The 25,283-nt window shown below is 68.9% G+C and carries 31 protein-coding genes; 7 read left to right on the top strand and 24 right to left on the bottom strand.

All coding sequences use genetic code 11. The features are described from left to right. The first annotated feature begins 44 nt into the window (after positions 1-44). From ACT53Q_RS17250 to ACT53Q_RS17240, 3 genes are all read left to right on the top strand, one after another. Entirely contained in the window at positions 45-806 is a 762-nt protein-coding gene (locus ACT53Q_RS17250) for an outer membrane protein (RefSeq protein ID WP_476187888.1), read from the top strand. A 267-nt stretch (positions 807-1,073) separates the two neighbouring features. Continuing rightward, positions 1,074-1,361 carry an outer membrane protein assembly factor BamE domain-containing protein gene (gene bamE / locus ACT53Q_RS17245; protein WP_476187887.1) on the top strand — a complete coding sequence of 96 codons (288 nt, stop codon included), beginning with the start codon at positions 1,074-1,076 and terminating at the stop codon, positions 1,359-1,361. Positions 1,362-1,405: 44 nt separating this feature from the next. After that, complete coding sequence (locus ACT53Q_RS17240) at positions 1,406-2,497, top strand: DUF6973 domain-containing protein (protein ID WP_476187886.1); 1,092 nt, start codon at positions 1,406-1,408, stop codon at positions 2,495-2,497. A gap of 81 nt (positions 2,498-2,578) precedes the next feature. Here the strand turns inward: ACT53Q_RS17240 and ACT53Q_RS17235 are convergent, their stop codons facing one another. From ACT53Q_RS17235 to hutU, 16 genes are all read right to left on the bottom strand, one after another. After that, complete coding sequence (locus ACT53Q_RS17235; RefSeq protein ID WP_476187885.1) at positions 2,579-2,833, bottom strand: hypothetical protein; 255 nt, start codon at positions 2,831-2,833, stop codon at positions 2,579-2,581. Between the two features lie 91 nt (positions 2,834-2,924). Next, positions 2,925-3,410 (bottom strand): hypothetical protein, encoded by a 486-nt coding sequence (locus ACT53Q_RS17230; protein WP_476187884.1) that lies wholly within the window; start codon positions 3,408-3,410, stop codon positions 2,925-2,927. Between the two features lie 74 nt (positions 3,411-3,484). Then, the gene (locus ACT53Q_RS17225; protein ID WP_476187883.1) at positions 3,485-4,342 is read right to left on the bottom strand and encodes a hypothetical protein; all 858 of its coding nucleotides are present in this window, start codon (positions 4,340-4,342) and stop codon (positions 3,485-3,487) included. A 249-nt stretch (positions 4,343-4,591) separates the two neighbouring features. Continuing rightward, positions 4,592-5,029 (bottom strand): hypothetical protein, encoded by a 438-nt coding sequence (locus ACT53Q_RS17220; RefSeq protein ID WP_476187882.1) that lies wholly within the window; start codon positions 5,027-5,029, stop codon positions 4,592-4,594. A gap of 125 nt (positions 5,030-5,154) precedes the next feature. Beyond that, positions 5,155-5,382: a hypothetical protein gene (locus tag ACT53Q_RS17215; protein ID WP_476187881.1), complete on the bottom strand. Its 228-nt coding sequence runs from the start codon at positions 5,380-5,382 to the stop codon at positions 5,155-5,157. A gap of 110 nt (positions 5,383-5,492) precedes the next feature. Continuing rightward, positions 5,493-6,407, bottom strand: a complete 915-nt coding sequence (locus ACT53Q_RS17210; protein ID WP_476187880.1) for a hypothetical protein — start codon at positions 6,405-6,407, stop codon at positions 5,493-5,495. A gap of 143 nt (positions 6,408-6,550) precedes the next feature. Next, the gene (locus ACT53Q_RS17205) at positions 6,551-6,844 is read right to left on the bottom strand and encodes a hypothetical protein (RefSeq protein ID WP_476187879.1); all 294 of its coding nucleotides are present in this window, start codon (positions 6,842-6,844) and stop codon (positions 6,551-6,553) included. 236 nt (positions 6,845-7,080) lie between these two features. Next, positions 7,081-7,386: a hypothetical protein gene (locus ACT53Q_RS17200; RefSeq protein WP_476187878.1), complete on the bottom strand. Its 306-nt coding sequence runs from the start codon at positions 7,384-7,386 to the stop codon at positions 7,081-7,083. A 147-nt stretch (positions 7,387-7,533) separates the two neighbouring features. Continuing rightward, the gene (locus tag ACT53Q_RS17195) at positions 7,534-7,962 is read right to left on the bottom strand and encodes a hypothetical protein (RefSeq protein WP_476187877.1); all 429 of its coding nucleotides are present in this window, start codon (positions 7,960-7,962) and stop codon (positions 7,534-7,536) included. Positions 7,963-8,008: 46 nt separating this feature from the next. Further along, positions 8,009-8,329: a hypothetical protein gene (locus tag ACT53Q_RS17190; RefSeq protein WP_476187876.1), complete on the bottom strand. Its 321-nt coding sequence runs from the start codon at positions 8,327-8,329 to the stop codon at positions 8,009-8,011. Positions 8,330-8,458: 129 nt separating this feature from the next. Then, on the bottom strand, positions 8,459-8,647 hold the full coding sequence (locus ACT53Q_RS17185; protein ID WP_476187875.1) for a hypothetical protein: 189 nt from the start codon (positions 8,645-8,647) through the stop codon (positions 8,459-8,461). After that, positions 8,644-9,990: a radical SAM protein gene (locus ACT53Q_RS17180; protein ID WP_476187874.1), complete on the bottom strand. Its 1,347-nt coding sequence runs from the start codon at positions 9,988-9,990 to the stop codon at positions 8,644-8,646. Before ACT53Q_RS17180 ends, ACT53Q_RS17185 begins: the two co-directional genes overlap by 4 nt. 172 nt (positions 9,991-10,162) lie before the next feature. Further along, positions 10,163-10,285, bottom strand: a complete 123-nt coding sequence (locus ACT53Q_RS17175; RefSeq protein WP_476187873.1) for a hypothetical protein — start codon at positions 10,283-10,285, stop codon at positions 10,163-10,165. A 27-nt stretch (positions 10,286-10,312) separates the two neighbouring features. Beyond that, positions 10,313-11,131: an IS3 family transposase gene (locus tag ACT53Q_RS17170; RefSeq protein ID WP_476187872.1), complete on the bottom strand. Its 819-nt coding sequence runs from the start codon at positions 11,129-11,131 to the stop codon at positions 10,313-10,315. After that, positions 11,131-11,445 carry a DUF1153 domain-containing protein gene (locus tag ACT53Q_RS17165; protein ID WP_476187871.1) on the bottom strand — a complete coding sequence of 105 codons (315 nt, stop codon included), beginning with the start codon at positions 11,443-11,445 and terminating at the stop codon, positions 11,131-11,133. Before ACT53Q_RS17165 ends, ACT53Q_RS17170 begins: the two co-directional genes overlap by 1 nt. An 814-nt stretch (positions 11,446-12,259) precedes the next feature. Next, positions 12,260-13,945 (bottom strand): urocanate hydratase, encoded by a 1,686-nt coding sequence (gene hutU / locus ACT53Q_RS17160; protein WP_476187870.1) that lies wholly within the window; start codon positions 13,943-13,945, stop codon positions 12,260-12,262. 376 nt (positions 13,946-14,321) lie between these two features. On the opposite strand from hutU, the gene ACT53Q_RS17155 reads away from it, so the two are divergent. Further along, positions 14,322-15,842 (top strand): AlkA N-terminal domain-containing protein, encoded by a 1,521-nt coding sequence (locus ACT53Q_RS17155; RefSeq protein ID WP_476187869.1) that lies wholly within the window; start codon positions 14,322-14,324, stop codon positions 15,840-15,842. Beyond that, entirely contained in the window at positions 15,839-16,369 is a 531-nt protein-coding gene (locus ACT53Q_RS17150; protein WP_476187868.1) for a methylated-DNA--[protein]-cysteine S-methyltransferase, read from the top strand. Before ACT53Q_RS17155 ends, ACT53Q_RS17150 begins: the two co-directional genes overlap by 4 nt. Before the next feature lie 74 nt (positions 16,370-16,443). On the opposite strand, the gene ACT53Q_RS17145 is transcribed toward ACT53Q_RS17150, so the two are convergent. Both ACT53Q_RS17145 and ACT53Q_RS17140 read right to left on the bottom strand, forming a co-directional pair. Further along, complete coding sequence (locus ACT53Q_RS17145) at positions 16,444-16,812, bottom strand: hypothetical protein (protein WP_476187867.1); 369 nt, start codon at positions 16,810-16,812, stop codon at positions 16,444-16,446. A gap of 91 nt (positions 16,813-16,903) precedes the next feature. Beyond that, positions 16,904-17,428: a YybH family protein gene (locus tag ACT53Q_RS17140; protein ID WP_476187866.1), complete on the bottom strand. Its 525-nt coding sequence runs from the start codon at positions 17,426-17,428 to the stop codon at positions 16,904-16,906. 55 nt (positions 17,429-17,483) lie between these two features. Here ACT53Q_RS17140 and ACT53Q_RS17135 point away from each other — a divergent pair, with 55 nt between their 5' ends. Then, positions 17,484-18,791: an alkaline phosphatase family protein gene (locus ACT53Q_RS17135; RefSeq protein WP_476187865.1), complete on the top strand. Its 1,308-nt coding sequence runs from the start codon at positions 17,484-17,486 to the stop codon at positions 18,789-18,791. Here the strand turns inward: ACT53Q_RS17135 and ACT53Q_RS17130 are convergent. The 6 genes from ACT53Q_RS17130 to ACT53Q_RS17105 form a co-directional block, all read right to left on the bottom strand. Continuing rightward, on the bottom strand, positions 18,754-19,515 hold the full coding sequence (locus tag ACT53Q_RS17130; protein WP_476188044.1) for a LytR/AlgR family response regulator transcription factor: 762 nt from the start codon (positions 19,513-19,515) through the stop codon (positions 18,754-18,756). The two genes, ACT53Q_RS17135 and ACT53Q_RS17130, sit on opposite strands and share 38 nt — an antisense overlap. A 5-nt stretch (positions 19,516-19,520) precedes the next feature. Next, entirely contained in the window at positions 19,521-20,750 is a 1,230-nt protein-coding gene (locus ACT53Q_RS17125) for a sensor histidine kinase (RefSeq protein ID WP_476187864.1), read from the bottom strand. Next, a complete protein-coding gene (locus ACT53Q_RS17120) occupies positions 20,747-21,091 on the bottom strand; it encodes a hypothetical protein (protein ID WP_476187863.1) in 345 nt (114 codons plus the stop codon). Before ACT53Q_RS17120 ends, ACT53Q_RS17125 begins: the two co-directional genes overlap by 4 nt. Beyond that, positions 21,088-21,345 (bottom strand): PspC domain-containing protein, encoded by a 258-nt coding sequence (locus ACT53Q_RS17115; RefSeq protein ID WP_476187862.1) that lies wholly within the window; start codon positions 21,343-21,345, stop codon positions 21,088-21,090. The genes ACT53Q_RS17120 and ACT53Q_RS17115 overlap by 4 nt, the downstream gene beginning before the upstream one ends. A gap of 50 nt (positions 21,346-21,395) precedes the next feature. After that, positions 21,396-22,376: a TraB/GumN family protein gene (locus tag ACT53Q_RS17110; protein ID WP_476187861.1), complete on the bottom strand. Its 981-nt coding sequence runs from the start codon at positions 22,374-22,376 to the stop codon at positions 21,396-21,398. A 142-nt stretch (positions 22,377-22,518) separates the two neighbouring features. After that, complete coding sequence (locus tag ACT53Q_RS17105) at positions 22,519-23,763, bottom strand: formimidoylglutamate deiminase (protein ID WP_476187860.1); 1,245 nt, start codon at positions 23,761-23,763, stop codon at positions 22,519-22,521. Between the two features lie 303 nt (positions 23,764-24,066). Between ACT53Q_RS17105 and ACT53Q_RS17100 the strand changes: the two genes are divergently transcribed. Then, on the top strand, positions 24,067-25,239 hold the full coding sequence (locus ACT53Q_RS17100) for a CaiB/BaiF CoA transferase family protein (RefSeq protein WP_476187859.1): 1,173 nt from the start codon (positions 24,067-24,069) through the stop codon (positions 25,237-25,239). Positions 25,240-25,283: the final 44 nt, after the last annotated feature.

Raw genomic sequence — 25,283 nt, 5'->3', positions numbered from 1 at the left:
GCAGCCGGCGACGAGGCCGGCATACCGAACACACAGGATTTCCCATGCACAAGCGTCTCTCCGTTCTCATCGCCGCCACCCTCCTCAGCCCCGCCGCCTTCGCCGCCGACTGGACCGGCTGGTACGCCGGCGCCAGCGTCGGCCATGCGGACGGCGACTCCAACGCCAAGGTCGCGCTGGGCGACAGCTGGGCCTCGGAATCGCCCGCTCTCCAGACCCTGGTCGTCGACCAGTGGTCGAACGACCTCAGCCCGAAGGGCAGCACCTACGGCGTGCAGTTCGGCTACAACCACGCGTTCGAGAACGGCTTCGTGCTCGGCGCCGAATTCGACTACAGCCAGCTCAACGCCGACGACCGCAAGTTCATCGACGGCACCACCAATCCGTACGGCGGCGGCGAAGGCAGCCTGTACTACGACACCACCAACCGCATCGAAGCCAACCACCAGTACAGCCTGCGCGCGAAGCTGGGCTACGCCAGCGGCGTGCACTTCGGCTATTTCACCGCGGGCCCGACCCGCGTCGGCGCCGACCTGACCGCCGAAGTGCTGAGCAGCGGCGCGTACCACAAGCGCGCGCACAAGTCGGAAAACCTCGACGGCATCCAGTGGGGCGTCGGCTACGAGTACGGCTTCAACCCGCACTGGACCGGCCGCATCGAGTACCTGCGCACCAACCTCGGCAAGACGCACTATGACACCAGCTACGTTGCCGGCAGCAGCTTCACCAGCCCGGCGTACAGCGAACGCTTCTCGCAGGACCTCGACCTCGACACCCTGCGCATCGGCGTGAACTACCGCTTCTGATCGCGACAACGGCCGGCGGCGCACGCAGCGTCGCCGGCCACGTTTCGCCGCCGCCACGGATTGCGGAATGCAGCGGCACCGGCAACGGCCGCGGTTCCGTGCTACGGTCCACCGGTCCTCCACCCCCGAGACAAGGACATGTCGGCTTCCGGCGTCCCCTTTCCCGATTCCCCGCGCACGATGCGCCGCCTTCCCGCGGCATCGCGCGCGCACGTCCGCGCCGCCTGCGCCGCGCTCATCCTCTCCCTCTCGCTTTCGGCCTGCGCAATGGAACAGACCCCCACTTTCGATTCCGGCGCCTGGAAGGCGCAGCGCGGCGTCGCCGCCAAGGACAACACCCGCGGCGGCATGCTGCCCGCGGTCGAGGCCGCGGTGCAGCCCGGCATGTCCCGTGAGGACGTGCTGCGCCTGCTGGGCGAACCCGACGCCACCGACGCCGCGACCTCGACCGACACCTACGAACTGGGCGTCGCCAAGTTCGGCATCGACGAGGAGTTCTTCGCCGTCCACTACCGCGACGGCAAGGTCGAATCGCGCCAGTGGCAGCGGCGCTGAGCCGCACGCCCGTACCCGCATGACCGGAACAGGAGCCCCATCCCATGGCCAGGCCTGACCTCAACACCGTCCGCACCCAGTACCAGGTCGCGGACGACCAGATGATCGATTACCACCCGCGCGCATTCGGCGCGATCGACATCCCGTTCACCAATTCCGTGCGCATGACGCGCACCGAAGGCCAGTTGCTGGACCAGCTCACCTTCGACCGCGGCCTGCTCGGGCTGCAGCAGATGAGCGACATCAAGGACCGCGCGTTCTCCGAAGGCGAACGCCGCTTCCCGGACAATCCGGTGCCGGCCGGCATCCCCGCCGACCGCGCCCGCGAATGGCAGGGCAACGACGGCCACCGCGACGCGTTCCGCCACGCCTACTGGAATGCGCTGATGACGCAGCAGTTCGGCGAGAACTGGACGCGCGCGTTCGCGACCGCGCACGAAGGCGGCCCGGGCAATCCCGCCAACCGCGAGGCGATGGACCTCTACAACAACGAGGTCGGTCGCTCGATCGGCGCCGCCAACCGCAACGCCACGCCCGACCAGCTCGCGAACCTGGTCGAGCAGGCGCTCAACCAGGGCAAGCTGACGGTCGTCAACAACGCCGGCAACCTGGAATGGAGCGACCGCGTCGTGCGCGGCCAGCACGGCCTCGCGCCGTCGGGCGCGATCGCGCCGGCCATCAACACGCCCGGCGTGGTCTCCACCGACACCCAGGTCAGCCAGGCCGCACCGCCGATCACGCCCGGCCAACCGGAAACGCGCCTCGCCGCGGCCGATCCCGCCGTCGACCGCATGCGCCAGGATCCGATGTACGGCCAGGTCGTGACCGCGATGGCGGCGCGCGGCCTCGAAGGCGACGCGTTGGCTGCGAACGTCTACGCCGCCGCGAAGCGCGATGGTCTCGGTGGCGTCACCGGCATCGAGGTCGGCAAGCCGATCACCGACGCCAACGGCCATCCCGACCGTACGCTGTTCGTGTTCGACGGCACCAACGGCGTGCAAGGCCCCAACCACGCCCGCCTCAGCGAGAACGCCGCGCGCAGCACGCCGGTCGAAGTCGCCGCGAACCAGACCGTCGCCCCGCCGGCGCCGACGCAGGATGCGCCGCAGCAGCGGCCGGCCTCGATGACGGCCTGACCGATCGCCATCACGCGATGCGACGACGCCCGGCTTGCCCAGGCGTCGTCGCATGCGGGCATCGCGCATGGATGCGACGCTTCAGTGGTAGTGGATCGGGCCGAACCACCATTCGACGATGTAGTGCCAGCGGCACACCAGGATCGCCAGCACGCACAGCAGTGGCGGCACGGCCATCGCCAGGCGGTCGCGCCTGCCGAGCATCCCGCGAATCGACCACGCCAGCAGCGCGCAGTGCGTCGACCACATCGCGAGGATCACGATGCCACCCATGGCCCAGACATGGCCAACGGCATGCGGCAGGTACAGCGGAAACGTCGCAGACTCGCGGATCACCAGGCCGGCATAGACAACGGCTCCGGCAAGGTTCGCGCGGAGACCATGCAACGCAAGCCGCCCGGACCGGCCACGCGCACCCGCGAATGTCTCAACGGAACTCGCGCCCACCGACCAGCGCACTCACCGCATGCAGCCACGTCGAGAACGACGCATCGCCTCCCGGCGCGGGCGGCGACGACACGCTGCCGCCCGGCCAGGCGTTGTAGCCGCCGCTCTTCAACGATTTGCCGTCGACCGTGATCTCGAACGACCAGCTCGTGCCGTCGTGCACGCTGCCGTCGACGTAGCTCGGCTCCCACTGCCACGCACCGGCGGTGTCCAGTTCGCGGCAGAACGCCGTCCAGGCCGCCGGCGCGACCGGTACGGTCTCGCGCGTAGTGTCCGGGCCTTCGGACACGAACGTCCTCGGATTGTGCGCGTAGCGCAGATCGCCCTCCGGCGTGAGCTCCACCGCGTACGACGGCCCGAAGAATCCGCCGATGGTGGCCTTGAACTGCGTCGGCCGGTCGCAGGCCGCGGCCGGCAGCGATGCGAGGCACAGCCATGCGAATCCCGCGATCATCCAGCGTTTCATCCCGTCGTCCCCGTCGATGCGAGGATGCAGCGTAACGCGGCGCAGGGAGGGCGTCACCGGGCCGGCGGCCGATGTCATTCGAGCCCGTACGCGGCGACGATCCGACGGCAGGCCGCAGCGTAATCGCCACAGACCACGTCCCACTGCCCCGGCGCGCCCGGCAACGCCTGCAACGTCGCGCCCCAGGTGCGCAGGCGAGACCGCGCGGCATGCCGGCGCACGGCCGCGGCCAGGGCCACGCGTCGCGCGGGATCGAAGAACGGGAACGGCCCGGTCCCCGCATCACATTCCCCCGCTGGCGTGATGCCGGGGACGCCGTGCGAGGCATCCCAGGAACCCGGACCGATGTCCAACGCGGCCGGCCAACGCGACGGATCCGCCAGCAGCGGAACGACATGCGCCAGCCACGACACCATGCCCGCACGCCAGAGCGGATCATCGATGTCCAGCGCGGACGCGAGCCATCCATCCAGCGCCGCTTCGTCGAGATATCGCGCCACGAGCGTGCACGCGGCATGCAGGTTGCCGCTGTCCATCAATATCCAGCCGCGCACGGTGTGGTCGATCGTCGGGAAGGCGTTGCGCGACGTCCATCGCCGTTCGTCCCAGCAGGACGCCGCCATCGGCATGCGGCCAAGTGTGTGCAGCACGCCCTCGATGAAACCGTCGCCCTGCGGCGGCGACGCCGGATCGGGGCAATGCACCATCACCGCGCTGACCAGTTCCCCGTACAGGCTGTCGAAGGAAGGTCCCCGCACGAACGGAAGCGCCGCGTGGACGAGGTATGGAAACCACAACGACCATTCGCACATGTGCCCGAAACAGCCCGGCCCGCTGGCCAGCGCCCGCAAGGCACCCCGCAGGTCATCGCGCGACCACTCGGCCGGATCGGGCGACAGCAGCGAGGTGTACATCCGGCGCGCATCGTCCATGAACCACGCATCGCCCATCGGCACCCGCGGACGCGGAAACCGGCGCTGCAGGCGCGCCAGAGCTTCGGCGTCGGGACCTTCGCCCAGCGTCCAGCGGAAAACGGCTCCGGCATGCGGGCGACGCATGCGCACCTCACGACGACGGCCACGGACCCAGCGCCCGGACGCGATCATCGCGGCGGACCCGTCGTCGCGAACACCGGCACCGGCGCGAATGCATAGTGCACCGATCGACCCGCCGTGCGGCCATCACGCAGCCGGCCGCACGCGCCTGCGGAGCACGAACACGCCGGTTCGCACCAACCCCAGCAGGACGATGAAAGCGCCCCAGGTGAATCGCATGTCGAGGGCGAAGCCGACCCAAAGGTCGGCCAGGAACGAGGCGATCCGGCTGAATTCGATCGCGACCGCGCTGCCGTCGTCGCGCGTGTAGCGACACACGGGCGTCGCTTCGTTCCGCGGTCCCTCCAGCGCGATCTCGACGTAGGTCATCCCCTGCGCCTGGCCATGCGCGATGCAGGCCGGCGCAGCGATGTCGCGTTCGGTGACCACGCGCAGTCCCCACGCGAGCGGCAGCGCGAGCACGATGCACAGCAGGGTATTGATGAGGCCGGCGCGCCCCGTCCACAGGGCGAAATGCGGAGGCGATCCGGCCGCGTCGTCACTCATCGCATCCATCCACGGCAAGGGAACGGAAGCGAGGGTAACAGAGCCGTCATCGCGCGTCGCTGCAGCGGCAGGCAGGCACGGTCAGCGGCGCGGATCGCATCCGGGCGCGTCCTGCGCACCGGATGCGGAGCCTGATGTCGCGATCACTTCACCGCGGCGGCGTTCTTCGCGATGGCCTTGTCGGCCGCCTCGAAGATCTGCTTCTGCAGCGCGCCATCCGCGACGCCCGCGGCGAGGTCGCGGATCGCCAGTGCGATCAGCACTTGGCTCGCAGGACGACGGCCCCACTCCGGGTCTTCCCAGTGGCCGTTGAAGTAGTGGGTGATCTGCAGGATGAAATCGAGTCGCGACTTCGGTTTGCGCAATGCCATGACACGCTCCTGTGTCGAACACCGGGCGGGATTGCCCGGCCATCCAGACCAACGCCGGCGCCCGCGCGAATCGGCCATGCCGCGCGGGCGACGGCGGGAGCGCAGCGCCCTTACTTCGGTGGAAAACCGTTGGTCGACACCGAATAGGCGACGATGTTGCGCTGGGTCGCGAAGGCCCTCAGCGCGGTCTCCGACATGATCCGCAGGCCCGCACCGAAACGGAAATGGACGCCGGCGGGCCCGACGATGCCGCCGTACTCGGTGATCATGTGGCGGGACTTCACGACATCGGAGATGCTCTTCTTGTCGATGTTCAACGTGTAGAAATCCATGTAGTCGATCGGATTCAGCTCCGGCGTCTCGGTCCAGAAGCCGATCATGTAGAGGCCATTGTTCTTGTCGGTGAGCAGCGCGATGGAACTGTATCCACCTTGCGCGACCTTGGTCTCGAACAGCGAAGTGAAGGCGAAATCATCTTCCGCGAGGGTCTTTCCGTTCGATTTGTAGAAGTGGAGCTTGCCGTTGTCGTAGGCGGCCATCAGGTAGTACTCCGTGCCGCTCGACGTGTAGTTGGTGATCCCGGCGGCACCCGATCCGCCGTCCCGCTTCAGCGAGTACGCCAGCTTCTGCGGCGGCACCTTGTTCGTCATCGTGGACAGATCGTAGAAATGGATATACGACTGGTCGTGGTCACTGTTCTCGACCGGCACCATCAGGTAATCGCCGATCGTTTGCATGCCACCCGGATGCGAATAGCTGTCGTCTTCCCGCGGCGTGTTGAACCAGTACAGCAGCTCGCCCTTCTTCTTGCTGATCACCCCGATGATGCCGGTGAACAGGATGCCGAAGAGGTTGTGCGACAGGAACACGTAGTCTTCGGTGTGGACGATGCCCTGGATGTGCGTGAAGACATCGTCGATCCTCGGATCGGGGATGCACGAGAATTTGCGCAGCTTCCCCTGGCGCGAGATGTTGTCGAACGCAGTCCTGACATTCTTCAATTTCGTGTTGTAGACCTTGGCCATCGATGCATTCCCTTCGATCAATTCTGCGCCATTGCAGACGATGGCGCCTCCATGCCGGACCTGCTCCGGCGGCAGGCCGCGTGCGCGCCCGACCGCATGGGCAACGCGCGGTCGGCGACATGCTCGCACGAATGCAGAGAGACTTACGCCACCTTCACCAACGTGGCCACGGGAACGCCGTAGTAGGCGGCCAGCGTGCGTGCGATGCGGTAGCGCACCGGGCGCTCCAGCTCGGCGCGCTTGATCGTCGGCAAGGAGACCCGCACGTTGCGACGCCAGCAGTCGTCGGCCAGATCCTGCTGACTCAGGAAACGATCGAGGCGAAGGCGCAGCAATGCCCTGCGGTCGAGCACGACGCTTCCGCCGCGCGGGTAGAACGGGGAAACCTCATTCGCTTCCGTGACAGCGCCCGAAGGCTGAACAATGCAATCGTTCATGATCACTCCGAAAGAAAAGTAAGAAACCTCGATATGTCGAGGATTTCTTCAAACGCTTCATCGAATGATGATCATGGGCGCGCATGGGAAGACTCCTTGTCGGAATGCGTGAAACGGGGCCGGATTGGCCGGGACAGGGTAGAACAATCAGATGGCCGTGCGGCATGCATCCGGTATCAGTTGTTGCCGTTCGTCACCCGATCGAGCCGCCATGCCTGGCCGACCCATTTCCACCCTCACGAAAACCGCCACATCCCCGTATCGAACCAGTCGACCACGACGAGGGCGAGGTAGATCGCGAGGTAGATGCCGTAGACCTTGGCGACGTGCGGCAGATACAGGCCGGAGGGCTTGGCCTTGAATGTCGTGGTGCTGTACAGGCCCATCAGGCGACGCTCGTGGGATTCGGGCCAGATGCGCCAGCTGCCGAGCGGGACGATCGGGAACACCAGGCAGAACCACTTCGTCGACAGGTAGGAGCCGTCGCGCCGGATCTCCGAGCAGCCGTGGAAGCGGGTGCCGATGCCGTTGAAGGTGGACATGGAGTGCGGTGTCGTGCGGTGGTCAGCGCGAAGTATGGCGCAGGGGAATCCGGCCGGCCAACCCTTTGCGTTCGGCGCGATGCCGCAATGCCGCAATGCCGCAAGGGCGATCGACCGTGCCGCGACTTGCCGCGGACGTGACCGTCGTCAGCCGGCCTTCGCCTTTTTCCAGAAGATCAGGAGCACGGCATGCTCAGCGTCGATCTCGATCAGGTAGCGATGACCGTCGATCTCGTCGTCCGGCAGCGGCGTGCAGTGCAATCGACTCGCCGTCGTCCCTGCCCGGAATGCCTCGAACCACTCGATGTACTCGATCAGGTAGTAGGTGAGCCGATCGCAGCCGTCGGTCTGCAGGAAGGAGGTGCAGACATCATGGAATTCGCGCGCCCAGCAAGTCACGGGCGTCCGATCGACGATCGCGGCGCCGAGCACATGCTCCAGATCGTCGACATGGACCCAGTACGCGGTGAGCGCGTACAGGAAAGCATCATTCGTGAAAGCGCGCCCGACGGCATCCATGTAACCGTCGAGGAACGTTGCATGACGCTCAGGCGAGAATTCGTACGTCTGGCTCATTTTCGCAGGCCACCGGAATGCATCGACGTCGCGAAGAGGCCGTCTTTCATTCCCGCCGCACCCAATACACCTGCTTGTGTCCCCTGCGCTCGAACTCCAGCGCCAGCGCGGTGGCGTCCGCGAACGTCAGCCCGAACTGCACGACGAAGTCGTTGGCGTTGTCGTCCCGGCGCATGACGCACCAGCGCTCTTCGGGCGGCGGAAGCGCCAGCCGTTCGAACTCGGGATGGATCACGCGATCGAGGATCGCGTCGATCACCGCCGGATCGGCATCCGCATCGCGACCGGGTGCGTCGCGCAGCGCGGCGACGATGCCGGTCTTCATGCGTTCACGCGCGTCGGTCCAGACGTCGGAAGGAAGGGTCATGGCGCCCATTTTCGCATCGAAACGGCGACGTGCGAGGGTCGCGGCATGGCCGCCCGGCCGATCAGCACGGCATGGCCGGACCCGAGGCCGCGCCGCGCGGGCGTGCGCGACGCGGCGATGACGCCGGGATCAGAAGCGGTAGGACCAGAAGGTGTATTCCCAGTCGTTCCGGGCCCGGTCCATGGTCCGGAAATCGGTGCGGCTCTGGGCGAGCACGCCGCTGATGATCTGCCGTTCGGAATCGGCGAGATCGGTGCGTTCGAGCTTCTTTTCCAGCTCGGCGAGCTGTTCCACGGTCAGCGTGATGTCGGTGGTCATGCGAAGCGCTCCCTGGTGCTTGTCAGGCGTTGGCCGGCGTCGGTGGCCAGCCATTGCGCGATGTCGTCGATCAGGCCGGACAACCCGCAACAGCCGCCGCTCCAGTCGGCATCGAAGATTCGTTGCATCCGGTTGTCGTGCGGGCAGCCTCCTTTGCAGAGATGGAAATGGCGGCATTCGGCCATGCGCCGGTCGTCGTCGGCCTGGCGATGGCGCGCGTGCGCGAGCCGGTCGGCGGCGAAGGGCGACGCGCCTTTCGCGGCGAAGGTGTAGTCCTCGACGCCGAGGTACTTGTCGCAGGCAGACACCGTGCCGGACGGTTCGATCGTCAGGAACTGGCCCATGCAGTTGCCCGACAGCGTGCACACGCCGGCGCGGCCGCCGCCGAGCACTTCGATCAGTGCGGAGATCTCGCGGATCGCCGGATACGCCTCGGGCTGCCGCTGCCAGATCGCGAAGACCTTGCGCAGGTAATCGACGTAGCGCGGGAAGGCGAACAGCCCGCGCTCGACGGCACGCTCGGTGCCTTCGCCGTTGTCGGGGATGGAATTGAGCAGCGACACGCCGGCGGCGCCGAGTGTCTTCAGCTCGCGCAGCATTGGCTCGATCGGCAGCGACGCCATCCGTTCGTCGACGACCGTGAGGATGCCGTAGGTCACGCCGTGCTCGCGCAGGCGCGCGAGCCCCGCCTCGACCTTCGCGAACGTGCCCCGCCCCTTCTTGTCGAGGCGCACGCTGTCGTGGATCTCGCGCGTGCCGTCGATGCTCACGCCGACCTTGAAGCGATACTTCGCGAAGAAGCGCGCCCAGTCGTCGGTGATCAGCGTGCCGTTGGTCTGCAGCCCGTTGGCGATGCGCTGCCCGGGCCGCCGGAACAGGTTCTGCAGCCAGATCGCCTTCTCGAAATAGTCGGGGGACAGCAGCAGCGTCTCGCCGCCGTGCCAGACGTAGTCCACGTCCTCGATGCCCGGCGTGGACTGGTAGCGCCGGATGGTGTCGGCCAGCACCTCGAACGACATCACCTGCCCCGGCCCGCTCTTCCACGAATGGCAATAGCCGCAGCGCAGGTTGCACAGCCGCGTCGCCTTCAGGATCACGTAGACCTGGCGATGCAGCGACGGCGCGGGATCGAGCGGCGCCTGCTTCACGCGCGCGAGGATGTCGCGCTCGGCGTCGGACAGCGGGTCGTCGGGCGGCAGCGCGAAACCGTGCGCACCGGGATCGTCCAGCAGACGGCGGAGCACCTCGCTTTCGGCCGGCGTGATGCCCGGCACGCGGGCAACGATGTGCGCGGCATCCACGCGGTTCGGACTCGGGCGTTCGGACACGACAGGCGCTTCCATTCCCCCTCCCTGGCGCCGGCGACGGGCGCCTTGCCTGCGATCCCCGGACACGGAGGCCGGGAGGTCGCCGACCAAGACTACGCCCATCCGGGTCGTGCGATGCCCCCAGCGGGAGGCTTGCCGACGATCGGCGAACCCGGCGTCCGGGCCGCCGGCCATGCGCCGGCGATCACTATCGAACGATCACCGTCGCCGCGATCGCGATCACCAGGAGAATGATCAGCGCCTGCTGGAGGCGGTACTGGATGCGGATCCCGACCAGTTCGGGATCCGGCAGCGCACCCGGCGCGAGCATGTAATGACCCAGCGGATCCTGCACAGGTCAGGCCGCTAAAGCATACGCTTGAGCGGGTGTCTTCATGCCCAGCGCCTGGTGCGGGCGCCGGTGGTTGTAGAACTGGATCCAGTCCGCGATGACGCGACTGGCGTGCGGCAGGCTTTCGAACCGGTGCCGGTGCACGCACTGCTCCTTCAACGTCCGGATCAGGCGCTCCACCATGCCGTTTTGCTGCGGGCAGTGCGGCGTGATGAACTCCTGGTGCAGACCATAGCTGCGGACCAGTCGCGTGTAGGCCCGACTGGTGAAGACCAGGCCGTTGTCCGAGCGCAACAGGAACGGGCGCGGCACCGGTGCCAGACTGCCGAGCCGGGCGATCAACGCCTGCTCCAGCGCCGCCGCCGCCGTCGTCGCCTTGCCGCTGCGCGACAACTGCCAGCCCAGCAGCTCACGGGTGTGACAATCGATCACCAGCGCCAAGGTCAGCCAACTGTCCCGACCCGCCCACAACCGGCACAGGTCGGTCGACCAGCGCTCGTTCGCCGACTGCGCCACCGACGGTAGCGCCTGGATCCTCGGCCGATGGCCGATCGGGCGCTTGCGCACCTGCCAGCCCTTCAGCTGGAAGATCCGCTGCACCGTGTTCTTGTTCATCGCCAGCAATCCCGCCACCGTGCGATAGCCGAACGACGGCTCGGCTTCGATCAGCGCCTTGATCGGCTCCGCCAGGTCGGCGCGCACCTTCGGCGGCGCCTTCGTCGGCCGGTAGTACACCGTCCGCCGGAGCTGCCCGAACCAGCGACACAACTTCGCCATCGACACCCGGATGCCATCCGCCAGCAGTCCCTGCTGGATCGAGACCATCAGGTCTCGTCCTTGCCCAACAGGGACGCCAATTTTTTTCGGGCGCGCAGCTCCAGCATCGCTTCGCCGTACGCTTCCTGCAGTTCCTTCAGCTGGCGCTCGTACTGCTCGCGCACATCCTCGGGCTTCGCACGCAGCGCGTTCTCCAGCCCGCGCTTGCCATCGTCGACCCAGCTCTCGATCTCCGACGGCGTCAGGTCGAACTGCCGGCTCGCCTCCGACACGGTCGTCCGTCCCTGGATGATCTCCAGCACCAGCTGCGACTTCCGCCGCGCCGTCCATCGCTTGATCTCTTCTTCCATTACCGCACTCATTGGTATCTCCTTCGTCAAGGTTACACCTGAGCAGGTTTTCACTGGGTCATTACAAAGCTGCCTGCGGCATGTCTGTTATTACTGGGCTAGCGTTCAATATAAGCTGGCAATAACGGCGTAGCACGCCGTTATTGCACAATTTGATCGCATTGGTATTTGTTACCGCACCTTATCTGCGGCAGGTCTGACCTGGTTCGCCGTTCTCCCACTTCGGGCAGTGTCCCTTTCTGCTGTAGCTTGCAGCTGGCTCCTCCCAGCCCCAGGTATGGAAACCTTTACAGTACGTTCCCTCTCGATTTGCTGTCGAGTCGATCAAATGCACGCACTTACTACAAAACATGCAACGCCAGTTATCAGGATTTTGTCCTAGCATTCTTTCTCTCCTTATTTATTCTTCAGTGTCTCATCCACTTTGCGCTGAGTCTTATCCTGTTGCTCTTTTACAGGATCGGGAGGCTGGTTTTCATATGGGCGAGTTGGCTTTTTCTCAATGCGGCCCTCATCGTTTGGGCCTCGACCTCTCGTGTCACTCATGTTTTGCTCCTTCCTGTGAGCGGGTTAAAAAACGAAATTTTAGTGCGCAAAAAATTAGGGCGATGAGTTTTTTACGGGCCTAACTACGATTAGACCCCATAGTGGGGCATAACGCCGATTCTGTAGCGCTCCAACCAACCCGTCAACGCCATTTCCATTGGCAAAATCAATGGCCTTTGCAGGGTGCCGCGCAAGAACACGGTGAAACATTGAGGGTGTTATACGGTCTGGACACCGGATAACACCCGAATATCGATGCTATCCGGCGACCTGGACTGCTTCAAAGCATCGGCAACTTCAACCCCTGCTCCCGCGCGCATTGCTTCGCGATCTCGTAGCCGGCGTCGGCGTGGCGCATGACGCCGGTGCCGGGGTCGTTCCAGAGGACACGGGCGATGCGCTGGTCGGCTTCGGCGCTGCCATCGCAGACGATGACGACGCCGCTGTGCTGGCTGAAGCCCATGCCGACGCCGCCGCCGTGGTGCAGGCTGACCCAGGTCGCGCCGCCGGCCACATTCAGCATGGCATTGAGCAGCGGCCAGTCGCTGACGGCGTCGCTGCCGTCCTGCATGGCTTCGGTCTCGCGGTTGGGCGAGGCGACGCTGCCGCTGTCGAGGTGGTCGCGACCGATCACGATCGGCGCCTTCAGTTCGCCGTTGCGCACCATCTCGTTGAACGCGAGGCCGAGCTTGTGGCGCACGCCCAGGCCCACCCAGCAGATGCGCGCGGGCAGGCCCTGCACGCTGATGCGCTCCTTCGCCATGTCGAGCCAGCGATGCAGGTGCGCGTCGTCGGGGATGAGTGCCTTGACCTTGGCGTCGGTCTTCGCGATGTCCTCGGGATCGCCGCTGAGCGCGACCCAGCGGAACGGGCCGATGCCGCGGCAGAACAGCGGGCGCACGTAGGCCGGCACGAAGCCCGGGAAATCGAAGGCGTCCTTGCAGCCGACCTCGAACGCCATCTGGCGGATGTTGTTGCCGTAGTCGAACGTGGGGATGCCCATGTCCTCGAAATGCAGCATCGCCTCGACGTGGATGCGCATCGAATGCTTCGCGGCCTCGACGACTTCCTGCGGCGCGGTCTGCTGCTTGTCGAACCACTGCTCCAGCGTCCAGCCGGCGGGCAGGTAGCCGTGCAACGGATCGTGCGCGGAGGTCTGGTCGGTGACGGCGTCCGGGCGCACGCCGCGGCGCACGAGTTCGGGCAGGATCTCCGCGGCGTTGCCGAGCAGCGCGATCGACTTCGCTTCGCCGTCGGCGCAGTACTTCTCGATCCGCGCGAGCGCGTCGTCGAGGTCGGCCGCCTGCTCGTCGACGTAGCGCGTGCGCAGGCGCATGTCGATGCGCGACTGCTGGCATTCGATGTTGAGCGAACACGCACCGGCCAGCGACGCCGCCAGCGGCTGCGCGCCGCCCATGCCGCCGAGGCCGGCGGTGAGGATCCACTTGCCGGTGAGGTCGCCGCCGTAATGCTGGCGGCCCATCTCGACGAAGGTTTCGTAGGTGCCCTGCACGATGCCCTGCGAGCCGATGTAGATCCATGAACCGGCCGTCATCTGGCCGTACATCATCAGGCCCTTGCGATCGAGTTCGTGGAAGTGGTCCCACGTGGCCCAGTGCGGCACGAGGTTGGAGTTGGCGAGCAGCACGCGCGGGGCGTCGGGATGCGTGGGGAACACGCCGACCGGCTTGCCGGACTGGATCAGCAGCGTCTCGTTGTCCTCGAGGTTGCGCAGCGCTTCGAGGATGGCGTCGAAGCAGGCCCAGTCGCGCGCGGCGCGGCCGATGCCGCCATAGACGACGAGATCCTCGGGCCGCTCGGCGACGTCGGGATCGAGGTTGTTCTGGATCATCCGGTAGGCCGCTTCGGTCAGCCAGCTCTTGCAGGTCCGCTCGCTGCCGCGCGGGGCGCGGATGACGCGGGAGGGATCGTGGCGGTTGGAACCGAACGGGATCGACGGGGCCATGCGGGTTGCTCCTGGAGGCGATCGGGGGATTTTACGCCCGCGGGCGGCGGCGGCCTGCCGTCGGGCGCCGACGACCTGCCCTGTAGGAGCGCCGGGAGGCGCGACCCGGCGGCAGGCGATTCCTGTGGGAGCGACGGCTTTCAACAGCCGGAGGCTGGTCAAGTCGCGACAGAGCACCAACAACCTTTCCTGTGGGAGCGACGGGAGTCGCGACGAAGCCATGGCAAGCCTGTCCGCAGCCTGTCGCGACTCCCGTCGCTCCCACAGGGAAGGTATGCCGCACACCGTCGCGGCTCACGCCGCTCCCACAGGGCCCACCGGCATCCATGTCCGAAAACGGCGAGTCGGCGGGGCGCGCCGGGGCTAGGATGCGGGCATGACGACGCTCGACGCCCTGCCCGCCCACGATGCCCTGCCGCCGCCCGAGGTCTGCTTCCGCGCGATGGCGGCGAAGGACGCGCGCTTCGACGGCCTGTTCTTCGTCGCGGTGAAGAGCACGGGCATCTACTGCCGGCCGGTGTGCCCGGCGCCGGCGCCGAAGCGCGGCAACGTGAGCTTCTACGCGAACGCCGCCGCGGCCACCGCCGCCGGCTATCGCCCGTGCCTGCGCTGCCGGCCGGAGCTGTCGCCGGACGCCTTCGCGCAGGTGCGCGAGGACGCGGTGCGCCGCGCGCTGGCGCTGATCGCCGAAGGCGCGCTGCAGGACGATGGCGTCGCCGCGCTCGCGGCGCGCGTGGGCCTCGGTGCGCGCCAACTGCAGCGCGTGTTCCTCGCGCACGTGGGCGCGACCCCGCACGCGGTGCACGCGACGCGGCGCCTGCTGCTGGCGAAGCAGTTGCTGACGGAAACCTCATTGCCGGCGACCGAGGTCGCGCTCGCCGCGGGCTACAACAGCCTGCGCCGGTTCAACGCCGCGTTCCTCGACGGCTGCGGCATGCCGCCGACCGCGATCCGCCGGCAGGCGTCCGCGGCGAAGGCGCCCGCGGGCACGCTCGCGCTGCGGCTGGGCTACCGGCCGCCGCTGGACTTCGGGCTGCTGCTGCGCTTCCTCGCCAAGCGCGCCATCCCCGGCATCGAACGCGTCGACGACGACGCCTACCTGCGCGCGATCGGCAACGGGCGTGCGTGGCTGCGGGTCAGTGCGATCGACGGCAAAGCCGAGCTGCGGCTGGAGCTGGTCGATCTCGCGCCCGGCGACACGAAGCGCATCCCCGACTTCGTGCGCCGCGTGCGGCGGATGTTCGATCTCGACGCCGACCTGCGCCCGGTGCATGCGCTGTTCGCGCAGGATCCGCTGCTGGCGCGCGCGATCGTCGCGCATCCGGGCCTGCGCGTGCCCTGCGGCTGGGACGGCTTCGAACTCGCGGTGCGCGCGGTGCTGGGCCAGCAGATCAGCGTTGCCGGCGCGACCACACTGGCGCGGCGGCTGGTCGACGCCTGGGGCGGGCATCGCGAACAAGCACCACCGGGACTCGACCGTACGTTCCCGTCGCCGCAGGTCCTGCGCGACGCGCCGCTGGAGACGATCGGCCTGCCGAAGACGCGCGCGGCGACGATCCGCGCGCTGGCGGCGGCGGTCGTCGACGGCCGGCTGTCGTTCGATGGCGGCCAGCGGCTGGAGGACTTCGTCGCCCGCGCCACCGCGCTGCCGGGCATCGGCGACTGGACCGCGCAGTACATCGCGATGCGCGGACTCGCGCTGCCGGACGCCTTCCCCGCCGGCGATCTGGTACTGCAGCAGCGGCTCGCGCCCGCGGGCACGTCGCGCCTGAGCGAACGCGCGACCGCGGCGCGCGCGGAGGCGTGGCGGCCGTGGCGCGGTTACGCCGTGCTGCACCTGTGGCATCTTCCGACCGACTCAAGCGAGACCGACGCCACGGAGGCCGCTGCGGCATGACGACGCTCTACTTCGAACGCATGGACAGCCCGATCGGCACGCTGACGCTCGCCGCCGACGCCGCAGGGCTGCGCCACATCGAATTCCCGACGAACCGGCATCCGGTCGATCGCGCCGGCTGGGTGCCCGGCGCGCGCGGCGCAATCGCGGACACGCTGGCGGAAACGCGCGCGCAGCTCGACGCCTATTTCGCCGGCACGCGGCGCACGTTCGACCTGCCGCTCGCACCCGCAGGCACGCCGTTCCAGCGCGCGGTGTGGGCGATGCTGGCGGAGATCCCGTGGGGCGCGACGTGGAGCTACGGCCAGCTGGCGAAGGCGATCGGCCAGCCCGCGGCGGTGCGCGCGGTCGGCGCCGCCAATGGCCGCAACCCGCTGCCGATCGTGCTGCCCTGCCACCGCGTGATCGGCAGCGACGGCACGCTCACCGGTTTCGGCGGCGGCCTGCCGATCAAGGAAGCGCTGCTGCGCCTCGAAGGCGCGATGCCCGCGCAGATGCCGACGCCGACGGGCGACCTGTTCGGCTGAGTGGCACGGACCCCGAAACGGAAACGCCCGGCGCGAGGCCGGGCGTTCCTTCGGGAGCGGGACTTGCCGGCGCGTCAGCGCACGCCGGTATCCAGCGCGCGCAGGGCGTCGTAGATGTCGATGCGGCCGGTACGGTCGAGTTCCTCGCGGGTGTAGACGCGCCCCGGGGCGTTGGCGCACTCCAGCGGCTTGCCGGCGCGCTGGGCGCGGAGGTTGCGGTTGGCGACGATGCGCGAGCCGGTGCTCTGCAGGCAGGTGGATGCGGCGGCATCGGGCTTGTCGGCAGGCTTGTCGGTGGCCGTGTCGGCAGCCGGCTCGGCCGGCGTCGCGACGTCGGTGCGGACGGTCTCGGTCTGGCCGGCTTCGTTGGTGACGGTGACGGTCTGCGCGACGGCGGTGCCGCAGGTCAGGACGAACAGCAGTGCGAGCAGCAGGCGGGTCATGGCGGCGGCTCCGGGCACGAAGGGGAATGCCCGCACCTTACGCCGGCCCGGGCCGAGATGCATGAACGCGTCGCCCGGATTCAGGACGATGTCAGCCCGCGGGACAGGCCTCGCGGCGACCGGCGCGGAAGGCGCGGACCTGTTCGGCATCGGCCGGGCCGCGATCGATGCCGTCGTCGAACAGCACGCGCCAGACGCCGTCCTCGCCGCGTCGCCAGACCGAATGGAAGCGGCCGAGGGTGAAGGTCTCGGCGTCGGTGCCGGGGTGCTCGATCACCAGCGACGGGCCTTCCGACCACGCGATGCCGGCGACGCCGCCGACGGTGGTGCGTTCGGGATACCACTCGATGGTCACGGCCTTGCCTTCGACGATCCCGGCCCAGCGCGCCACGACGGCGTCGCGCCCGCGGGCCTGGCGTTCGCGGCCCGCGCCGAACACCGCGCCGGCGTCGACGTGGTCGGCGAAGGCCGCGGCGTCGTGGCGGGCGACCGACGCGGCGAAATCGAGTTCGCGCGCCCAGACCTCGCATTCCGCGGGCAACAGGGCCGCCGGCGCGGCCGCGGCGGCGAAGGGGAACAGCAGTGCCGCGAAGGCGGCGAACGGGGCACGGGACATGCGGGACCTCGGCGGGACGTCATCGGGCGGACACGGCGGCGGGTATCATCCTCGCATGCCCTCCGTCTTCGCCTGGCGCGGTGTGTCCGCGCGCTTGATCCGGTATGTCGTCCCGGCGTTCTGCCTGCTCCTCGCGGCCTGCGCCGGCGCCCCGGCGCCGCGACCCGCGGCACCGCCCGCCGCCGCCCATGCCGTCATCGTGGTGTCGATCGACGCGCTGCCCGCGTCCATTCCTGGCAGCGGCACGATGCCGACGCTGGACGCGATCGCCGCGCAGGGCGTGCGCGCCGAATGGCTGACGCCGAGCGTCCCCACCCTCACCTTCCCGAACCACTACACGCTGGTGACCGGGCTGTATCCCGACCATCACGGCATCGTCCACAACAACATGATCGATCCGGAGTTGGGGACCTTCGTCTCGAAGAACGCCGCCAGCGCCGACGACGGCCGCTGGTGGGGCGGCGAACCGATCTGGGCCACCCTGCAGAAGCAGGGCGGCATCGCGGCGACGATGTTCTGGCCGGGCTCGAACGCCGAGATCGCCGGGCAGCGCCCGCGCTACCGCCGGCCGTTCGACAAGACGGTGACGCCGGCCGCGCGGATCGACCAGGTCCTCGCCTGGCTGGACCTGCCGTCCGGGCAGCGGCCGCAACTGCTGACGGTGTACTTCGACCAGTACGACATCGCCGCGCACGATGCCGGCGCCGCGTCGCCGCCGGCGATGGCCGCGCTGCGGACGCTGGACGCCGCGCTGGCACGACTGCGCGACGGCCTGCGTGCGCGCGGCGTGGACGCGGCCACCGACGTGATCGTCGTGTCCGACCACGGCATGGCCGACGTGCCGCAGGCGAACGTGCGCTATCTCGACGACGTGCTGCCGACGTCGGCGTACCGGCTGCTGTCGTGGGGCGCCTGGGTCGGCATCGCGCCGGCACCCGGACGCGAGGCCGACGTCGCGCAGGCCTTCGCCGGCCGCCACGACCACTACGCCTGCTGGCGCAAGGCCGAGCTGCCCGCAGCCTGGCACATCGGCACGCACCGCCGGATCGCACCGATCGTGTGCCAGGCGGACGTCGGCTGGCGGCTGCAGGCGCGCAGCGAGGCGCCGCAGCGGCAGCCGGTGAAGGGCGAACACGGCTTCGCGCCGGAAGTGCCCGAGATGCGCGCGACCTTCGTCGCCACCGGACCGTCGTTCCGCACCGGCATGGTGCTGCCGGCGTTCGACAACGTCGACATCTACCCGCTGCTCGCGCACCTGCTGCACGTCCGCCCCGCGCCGAACGACGGCACGCTGGCGCCGTTGCAGCCGGCGCTGCGCGACGCGATCACATCCCGCGGAAACGGTGCAGGAACGCCGCGCTGACCGGCAGCGTCTCCTCGCGGCCGCGGAGCCGCAGCGCCGATTTCCCGAGTTCGTCGCGACGCAGGCGGTCGATCGCCGACACGCGCACGACCGTGCCGCGATGCACCTGCCAGAATTCGTCGGGGTCGAGCCCCGCCAGCAGTTCCTTCAGCGGCGTGCGGATGATCGCCTCGCCGTCGGCGGTCACCACGCGGACGTACTTGTCCTGCGCCTGGAAATAAACCACTTCGTCGAGGCCGAGCATGCGCACGCTGTCGCCGACCGCGGCGCTGATCCAGCGGATCAGCCGCGTGCCAGACGGACGGAGCTGCGCTTCCAATGCCGCCATGCGCGCGTCGGCGTCCGCGTCGCGGGTGTCGAGTCGCGCACGCACGCGATCCAGCGTCGTCGCCAACCGCTCGGGCCGCAGTGGTTTGAGCAGGTAGTCGACGGCGCCGGCCTCGAACGCGCGCACGGCGTATTCGTCGTAGGCAGTGGTGAACACGACGAGCGATTTCACCGCGATCGCGGCGCGGGCCACGTCCAGACCGCTGACGCCGGGCATGCGGATGTCGAGGAAACTCAGCGCCGGCCGGTGCGCGGCGATCGCTTCCATCGCGGCGATGCCGTCCTCGCATTCGGCGACGATCTCCAGCTCGGGCCAGGCGATGCCGAGCATCGCGCGCAGCGCATCACGCAGCGGCTTTTCGTCTTCGGCGATGACGGCGGTGACGGGGGCCGGCATCGTGCTCATGCCGCCTGCGCCATCGGCAGCCGCAGTTCCGCACGGACGCCGCCCGTGCCCCGGCTCCGCAGGTCGAACGTCGCCCGCTTGCCGTAGAGCGCATCAAGCTGCGCCCGCACGTTGGCGAGGCCGAGCCCGCCGCCGACGCCCGGCTGCAGGCCGACGCCGTCGTCGTCCACGACGACGTGCAACGCATCGCCGTCGCGCGTCGCCGAGATCGTCACCCGGCCCGGGCCCGGCTTCGGCTCGATGCCGTGCTTGATCGCGTTCTCGACGAGCGTGATCAGCAGCATCGGCGGGAACGCAGCGTCGCGCAGCGAGGCGTCGACCTCCACCGCATGCTGCAGGCGTCCCGCGGTGCGGATGCGCATGACCTCGAGGTAGCTCTCGCAGAGGTCGAGTTGCTGGCCGAGCAGGGACGCGGTCCTCGCCTCGCCGTCGCGGAACTGCGGGATGCTGCCGCGCAGGTAGGCCACGAGCGCATCGAGCGTCGCCTCCGACTGCGCGGGATCCTGGCGGATCAGCATGCGCACCGAGGCCAGCGTGTTGAAGAGGAAGTGCGGCTCCACCTGCGCCTGCAGCAGGCTCAACTTCAGGCTTGCCTCGTGCTTCTGCGCACGCAGCGCGGACTCGATCCGCTCGTGCTGATACGCGCGCCAGCTCCACGATTCGCGGAAGTAGGCCGGGATCGCAAGCAATCCCCCGCACGAACCGGCGACGAGGTAGCCGGTGATCGCCCCGAGGACCGGCGAGTTCTGATTGCGCGCCTGCTTTTCCGCGGCCAGTGCCAGCAGTTGTTGTTTCGCTGCCGGAAATTCGTCGAGGATCGAGATGCGGAAGGCGTTGAACACGTCCTCCATCACCGACGCCACGCCGATGCAGGCGAGGATCACGGCGACGATCGCGATGCCTTCCCATTTCGCGGGCAGCCGGCGGTATCGGATCGCGCTGGCGATGCCGGGACCGAGCGTGACCAGGATCGCGAACGCCCCCGTCGTGAAGGCCGCCGATTGCAGGGCGGCCAGCGTGTTGCTCAGCTCGCGCCACATCCAGAAGGTCGGCACGAAGAACAACGCCAGCGCCACGGGCGAGAAGAACACCGTGCGCCGCCACCACCACGGCCAACTGAACACCGGGTAGTTCTTGTACCGGGTCACGAAGGTCTGCCGGCCCGGCCGCATCGACTCGGGCAGCGGCGCATCCAGCGTGAGCGGGGGGATGTCGTGGACAGTCATGGGCGGATCCCGGAAAACGACGGAACAGGCGCGTGCGGCATGCCCGGATGCAGGCGGCCGGCATCGAAGGACAGCGAAAAACCGCCGGCATCATGCTGAATCGCGACGCGGATGCCCAGCGTCTGCAGTTCCGCATGCCACGCGGGCAGCGGGCCGGCGACGCAGGCCGGGCCGATCGCCGCGTCCAGTCGCCATCCGCCCGAGGCATTCCCGGCATCGAAGGAAGACGCCGGCATGCAGACCGGGGACGCAGCGTCGCCGGCCACCGACACCACGCCCGCGCCGGGGAACGCGGCGGACAGCAGCATCGCGATGACGCTCGACGCCTGGACTATGCTCATGGCCGCACCGGGACGGACGGGGCGTGCGCGGCGGGTTCGACGCCGACGGCGGTCGCCGGGGCCACGGCTTGCGGCATGAACAGGGCGACTACCAGGTAGGCGACGATCGTTTCGCAGTGCCACAGCGCGAGCAGCACGAAGACGGTGCGCCAGAGCCAGGACGGGATCGGCGTGTGTTCGCCGAGCCCGCCGAAGACGCCGCAGAACTGGCGATCGGTCGACGAGGCCCGCAGGCCCTTGAGGTCGATGCGCATCAGGGTGCTCCGAGGGAAGCGCCCGCTCCTCGCGGAGCGGGCCGGTTGGGTCAGCGCGGACCGGTGGCGCAGGCGGTGCAGATGCGCTCGACGCGATAGCCTTCGGCGCGCAGCTTCGCGAGCAGGCCGTCCTCGCCCGCGAGATGCAGCGCGCCGACCACGGCGAGCGTGTTGTCGCCGGCGTGGTGTGCGTCGAGCCGCGCCTTGAGTTGCGGCAGCCAGGCGTTGTTGCGGTCGACCACGAGCAGGCGGTAGGTCACGGGCGTCTCGCTGCGCATGCGGGCCAGCGCGTCGCGGCCCAGCCCGTCGAGATCGCCGGCCATCCACTGGTCGTGCATCTTCATCGTCTGCGTCACCACCTGCTTGGGGTCATCGACGAACCGGGTGATGCCCAGCACCTGCTCGTCGATCGGCGTGCGCTCGAAGACCGAGAATTCGTCGTCCAGCGTTTCCAGCGCGAGGCGCGGCTTGCCTTCCTTGTCGGCCTGCAGCGACAACAGGCGATCCGGACCGTTCTCGCCGTTGAAGCCCATCGCCATCATCGTGCCGAGGTTGAGGTTGAGCGCAAGCGCCCAGGCATCCAGCCCGTCCACCGCTGACATCGGGGTGCCGCCGACCTTCAGCAGCGCCTCCAGCTTCTCGCGCGTCGGCGTGGGCAGCAGCGCGCTGAGCGGCTTGTCGCCCTGCAGCTTCTGGTAGGCCTGCACCTTCGCCAGGTTCTCCGGCGACATCATCGACACCATGTCGAGTTCGAACATCGTCGTCTTCGCGTCGTTCATCGCGACGGCGATGTCCGGCGACAGCGGCAGGTCACCGGCGCGCAGCAGGTGGAACGAGCCCAGCAGGTACAGCGTGTTGTCCCGGTCGGAGATCTTCCAGAGGATCGGCACGTGGCTGCGGGCGACGGCCGGGGCCGCCGCCTGGGTGGCCGGAGCCGGGGCGTCCGCGGCGACGGCGGAGAACGAACCCGCAACGGTCAGGGCGACGGCCACGGCGAGGGTCTTCAGGGAGAAGCGCGAGGACTGGGACATGGGAACTCCGGGAGGTCTGGAAGGGTGCGAACCGCCGCGCGTCGCGGCGACCTGCACACCCTGCCCGCCTCCCGCCTCGCCCGCCGGCCCTTGCGACGAACCCCCGGTTCCCGGCGACGAAGGCCGCCCGTGGCGGCGCGAATCAGTCCGCCAGCAGCCTCGCCAGCGCCGTCGCATAGCGCGCGGCGACGGCCTCGCGATCGACATGCCGGCCGCCATCGACGATCCGGCGCCCGGCCACCGTCACCGTGTCCACCGCCGGCCGGTTGCCGGCGAAGAGCCAGCGGTCGGCGATGTCCGTTGCGCGCGCGGCGAGCAACTGCGGCGCGGCGGGATCGAGGGTGACGACATCGTCGGCGAGGACGTCCGCCGCGAAGCCGGTCGCCTGCGCGGCGCTGGCCTGCACGCCCGCGAGCAGCGTCTCGCCCACGCTCGGCGACGCCGCGGTGGCGGCGATGTTGCGGTGGCGCGTGACCAGCCGCTGGCCGTATTCCAACCAGCGCAGTTCCTCCACCGGCGACACCGAGATGTGCGAGTCCGAGCCGATGCCCCAGCGGCCGCCGGCGTCGAGGAAATCGCGCAGCGGGAACAGGCCGTCGCCGAGGTTGGCCTCGGTGGTCGGGCAGATCGCGACCGTCGCGCCGCGATCGGCGATGCCGACGATCTCGTCCATCTCCAGGTGCGTGGCATGGACCAGCGTCCAGCGCGCGTCGATGTCGGCATGGTCGAGCAGCCAGCGCACCGGGCGGTCGCCGCGGATCGCCAGGCAGTCCTGCACTTCGCCGATCTGCTCGGCGATGTGGACGTGCACCCGCGCGTCCTGCGGCAGCGCCGCGAGCGTCGCCCGCATCGCGTCCGCCGGCACCGCGCGCAGGCTGTGCAGCGCGCAGCCGACGCGGAAGGTGTCGTCCTGTCCGGCGCGCAACGTGTCGAACAGCCGCTGCCAGGCGTCGACCGTGTGGCCGAACCGGCGCTGGCGTTCGTTGAGCGGACGTCCGTCGAAGCCACCGGTCATGTACAGCACCGGCAGCAGCGTGAGGCGGATGCCGGTCTCGCGCGCCGCAGCGACCAGCGCCCGCGACATCGCCGCGGGATCGTCGTACGGCCGGCCGTCCGGTGCGTGGTGCAGGTAATGGAACTCGCAGACGGTGGTGTAGCCGGCTTCCAGCATCTCGACGTACAGCTGCGACGCGACCGCATGCAGCGTGTCCGGATCGAACCGCGCGGCCATGCGGTACATGGTCTCGCGCCAGGTCCAGAACGAATCGGAGGGATGGGTCATGCATTCCGCAAGGCCCGCCATCGCGCGCTGGAACGCGTGCGAATGCAGGTTGGCGATGCCGGGAAGCCGCCAGCGGCCGTCGACGGGAGCGATCTGTGCTGTCATGCGCGGATTGTCGCACCGCGATCACGCATGCCCCAAGCGCATGCGCGGGCCGGCGCCCCCACCCCCGCCCCTCCCCCGCCCGCGGGGGAGGGAGAAGGACGAGGCGATTCCGCGCTGCCGGTTTCCTGCGACACGGGCGGCAGACACAGCAGGCGCATCTGCCTTGCCCCCTCCCCCGCGAGCGGGGGAGGGTCGGGGTGGGGGTGGCGGCAGCGACGTGCCGGAGTGGAGGCAGCGACGTGTCGATCCGCCAACCTCCGACGCGCCCGGTACACTGCGCACTCCCCCGCGACAGGCGCGTCGATGTCGGCACTGGCAGGAATCCGGGTTCTCGATCTCTCCCGCGTGCTCGCCGGGCCGTGGTGCGGCATGACCCTCGCCGACCTCGGCGCCGACGTGATCAAGGTCGAGCCGCCGGACGGCGATGACACCCGCGGCTACGGCCCGCCGTTCCTGCACCACGCCGGCGGCGACACCTCCGCCTACTTCGCCTGCTGCAACCGCGGCAAGCGCTCGATCGCGATCGACCTGCGCCATGCCGACGCGCGCCCGCTGCTGGAGGCGCTGATCCGCGACGCCGACGTGCTGATCGAGAATTTCCGCGCCGACGCCGCGGCGTCGCTGCGGCTGGACCCCGCCTCGACCCGCGCGCTGAACCCGCGGCTCATCCACTGCGCGATCTCCGGCTACGGCCGCAGCGGCCCCGGCGCGCATCGCCCCGGCTACGACTTCGCGATCCAGGCCGAAGCCGGGCTGATGGCGATCACCGGTCCCGCCGACGGCCCGCCGAGCAAGGTCGGCGTGGCCTCGGTCGATCTCACCACCGGGCTCAACGCGACCATCGCGATCCTCGCCGCGCTGCTGCAACGCGCGCGCACCGGCGAAGGCCAGACGATCGAGCTGAGCCTGTTCGACGTGCAGGTGCAGGCGCTGGCCAACGTCGCCAGCAGCACGCTGTTCACCGGCAAGGACGCGAAGCGCTACGGCAACGCGCACGCCAGCATCGTGCCCTACCAGACCTTCGACGCCGCCGACGGCGCGTTCGCGCTGGCCTGCGGCAGCGACGCACTGTGGCAGCGGCTGTGCGCCACGGTCGGCCGCGACGACTGGCGCGAGGATCCACGCTGCGCGACGAACGCCGCGCGCGTCGCCCATCGCGACTGGCTGGTCCCGGAGCTCGCGCAGCGCTTCGCCGGCGACACCGTCAAGACATGGCTGGCGCGCTTCGATGCCGCCGGCATTCCCGCCGCACCGGTCAACGGCGTGCGCGACGCCGTGTTCGGCGACCTCGCCACCGCCCGCGGCCTGCGCATCGAAGCCGACGGCATCCCGATGATCGCCAGCCCGCTGCGCATGTCGGCCACGCCGATGACCGACCCTGTGCGTCCGCCGTACCTGAGCGAACACGCGGAGGCGATCTGCGCGGAAGCGGGGTTCGATGCCGGCGCACTGAAAGCCGCGGGGGCGATCCGCTGAACACGCTGCTTGCAGTCGCCCGCGCGCTCTTCTCCAGTTGCATC

The organism is Lysobacter sp. DMC97 (assembly GCF_056313745.1).
Note: the sequence above shows the minus strand (reverse complement) of the source record. Positions and strands in the feature narration are given on the sequence as shown.

Coding starts and splice junctions, on each gene's coding strand:
- bamE (WP_476187887.1), top strand. CDS start 1,074: ATGGAACAGACCCCCACTTTCGATTCCGGCGCCTGGAAGGCGCAGCGC.
- ACT53Q_RS17175 (WP_476187873.1), bottom strand. CDS start 10,285: ATGCTCGCGCCGGGTGCGCTGCCGGATCCCGAACTGGTCGGGATCCGC.
- ACT53Q_RS17120 (WP_476187863.1), bottom strand. CDS start 21,091: ATGAGCATAGTCCAGGCGTCGAGCGTCATCGCGATGCTGCTGTCCGCC.
- ACT53Q_RS17205 (WP_476187879.1), bottom strand. CDS start 6,844: ATGAACGATTGCATTGTTCAGCCTTCGGGCGCTGTCACGGAAGCGAAT.
- ACT53Q_RS17170 (WP_476187872.1), bottom strand. CDS start 11,131: ATGGTCTCGATCCAGCAGGGACTGCTGGCGGATGGCATCCGGGTGTCG.
- ACT53Q_RS17165 (WP_476187871.1), bottom strand. CDS start 11,445: ATGAGTGCGGTAATGGAAGAAGAGATCAAGCGATGGACGGCGCGGCGG.
- ACT53Q_RS17185 (WP_476187875.1), bottom strand. CDS start 8,647: ATGACCACCGACATCACGCTGACCGTGGAACAGCTCGCCGAGCTGGAA.
- ACT53Q_RS17240 (WP_476187886.1), top strand. CDS start 1,406: ATGGCCAGGCCTGACCTCAACACCGTCCGCACCCAGTACCAGGTCGCG.
- ACT53Q_RS17110 (WP_476187861.1), bottom strand. CDS start 22,376: ATGTCCCAGTCCTCGCGCTTCTCCCTGAAGACCCTCGCCGTGGCCGTC.
- ACT53Q_RS17150 (WP_476187868.1), top strand. CDS start 15,839: ATGACGACGCTCTACTTCGAACGCATGGACAGCCCGATCGGCACGCTG.
- ACT53Q_RS17100 (WP_476187859.1), top strand. CDS start 24,067: ATGTCGGCACTGGCAGGAATCCGGGTTCTCGATCTCTCCCGCGTGCTC.
- ACT53Q_RS17195 (WP_476187877.1), bottom strand. CDS start 7,962: ATGAGCCAGACGTACGAATTCTCGCCTGAGCGTCATGCAACGTTCCTC.
- ACT53Q_RS17230 (WP_476187884.1), bottom strand. CDS start 3,410: ATGAAACGCTGGATGATCGCGGGATTCGCATGGCTGTGCCTCGCATCG.
- ACT53Q_RS17135 (WP_476187865.1), top strand. CDS start 17,484: ATGCCCTCCGTCTTCGCCTGGCGCGGTGTGTCCGCGCGCTTGATCCGG.
- ACT53Q_RS17215 (WP_476187881.1), bottom strand. CDS start 5,382: ATGGCATTGCGCAAACCGAAGTCGCGACTCGATTTCATCCTGCAGATC.
- ACT53Q_RS17145 (WP_476187867.1), bottom strand. CDS start 16,812: ATGACCCGCCTGCTGCTCGCACTGCTGTTCGTCCTGACCTGCGGCACC.
- ACT53Q_RS17125 (WP_476187864.1), bottom strand. CDS start 20,750: ATGACTGTCCACGACATCCCCCCGCTCACGCTGGATGCGCCGCTGCCC.
- ACT53Q_RS17225 (WP_476187883.1), bottom strand. CDS start 4,342: ATGGACGATGCGCGCCGGATGTACACCTCGCTGCTGTCGCCCGATCCG.
- ACT53Q_RS17105 (WP_476187860.1), bottom strand. CDS start 23,763: ATGACAGCACAGATCGCTCCCGTCGACGGCCGCTGGCGGCTTCCCGGC.
- ACT53Q_RS17140 (WP_476187866.1), bottom strand. CDS start 17,428: ATGTCCCGTGCCCCGTTCGCCGCCTTCGCGGCACTGCTGTTCCCCTTC.
- ACT53Q_RS17180 (WP_476187874.1), bottom strand. CDS start 9,990: ATGGAAGCGCCTGTCGTGTCCGAACGCCCGAGTCCGAACCGCGTGGAT.
- ACT53Q_RS17190 (WP_476187876.1), bottom strand. CDS start 8,329: ATGACCCTTCCTTCCGACGTCTGGACCGACGCGCGTGAACGCATGAAG.
- hutU (WP_476187870.1), bottom strand. CDS start 13,945: ATGGCCCCGTCGATCCCGTTCGGTTCCAACCGCCACGATCCCTCCCGC.
- ACT53Q_RS17200 (WP_476187878.1), bottom strand. CDS start 7,386: ATGTCCACCTTCAACGGCATCGGCACCCGCTTCCACGGCTGCTCGGAG.
- ACT53Q_RS17210 (WP_476187880.1), bottom strand. CDS start 6,407: ATGGCCAAGGTCTACAACACGAAATTGAAGAATGTCAGGACTGCGTTC.
- ACT53Q_RS17250 (WP_476187888.1), top strand. CDS start 45: ATGCACAAGCGTCTCTCCGTTCTCATCGCCGCCACCCTCCTCAGCCCC.
- ACT53Q_RS17130 (WP_476188044.1), bottom strand. CDS start 19,515: ATGCCGGCCCCCGTCACCGCCGTCATCGCCGAAGACGAAAAGCCGCTG.
- ACT53Q_RS17115 (WP_476187862.1), bottom strand. CDS start 21,345: ATGCGCATCGACCTCAAGGGCCTGCGGGCCTCGTCGACCGATCGCCAG.
- ACT53Q_RS17155 (WP_476187869.1), top strand. CDS start 14,322: ATGACGACGCTCGACGCCCTGCCCGCCCACGATGCCCTGCCGCCGCCC.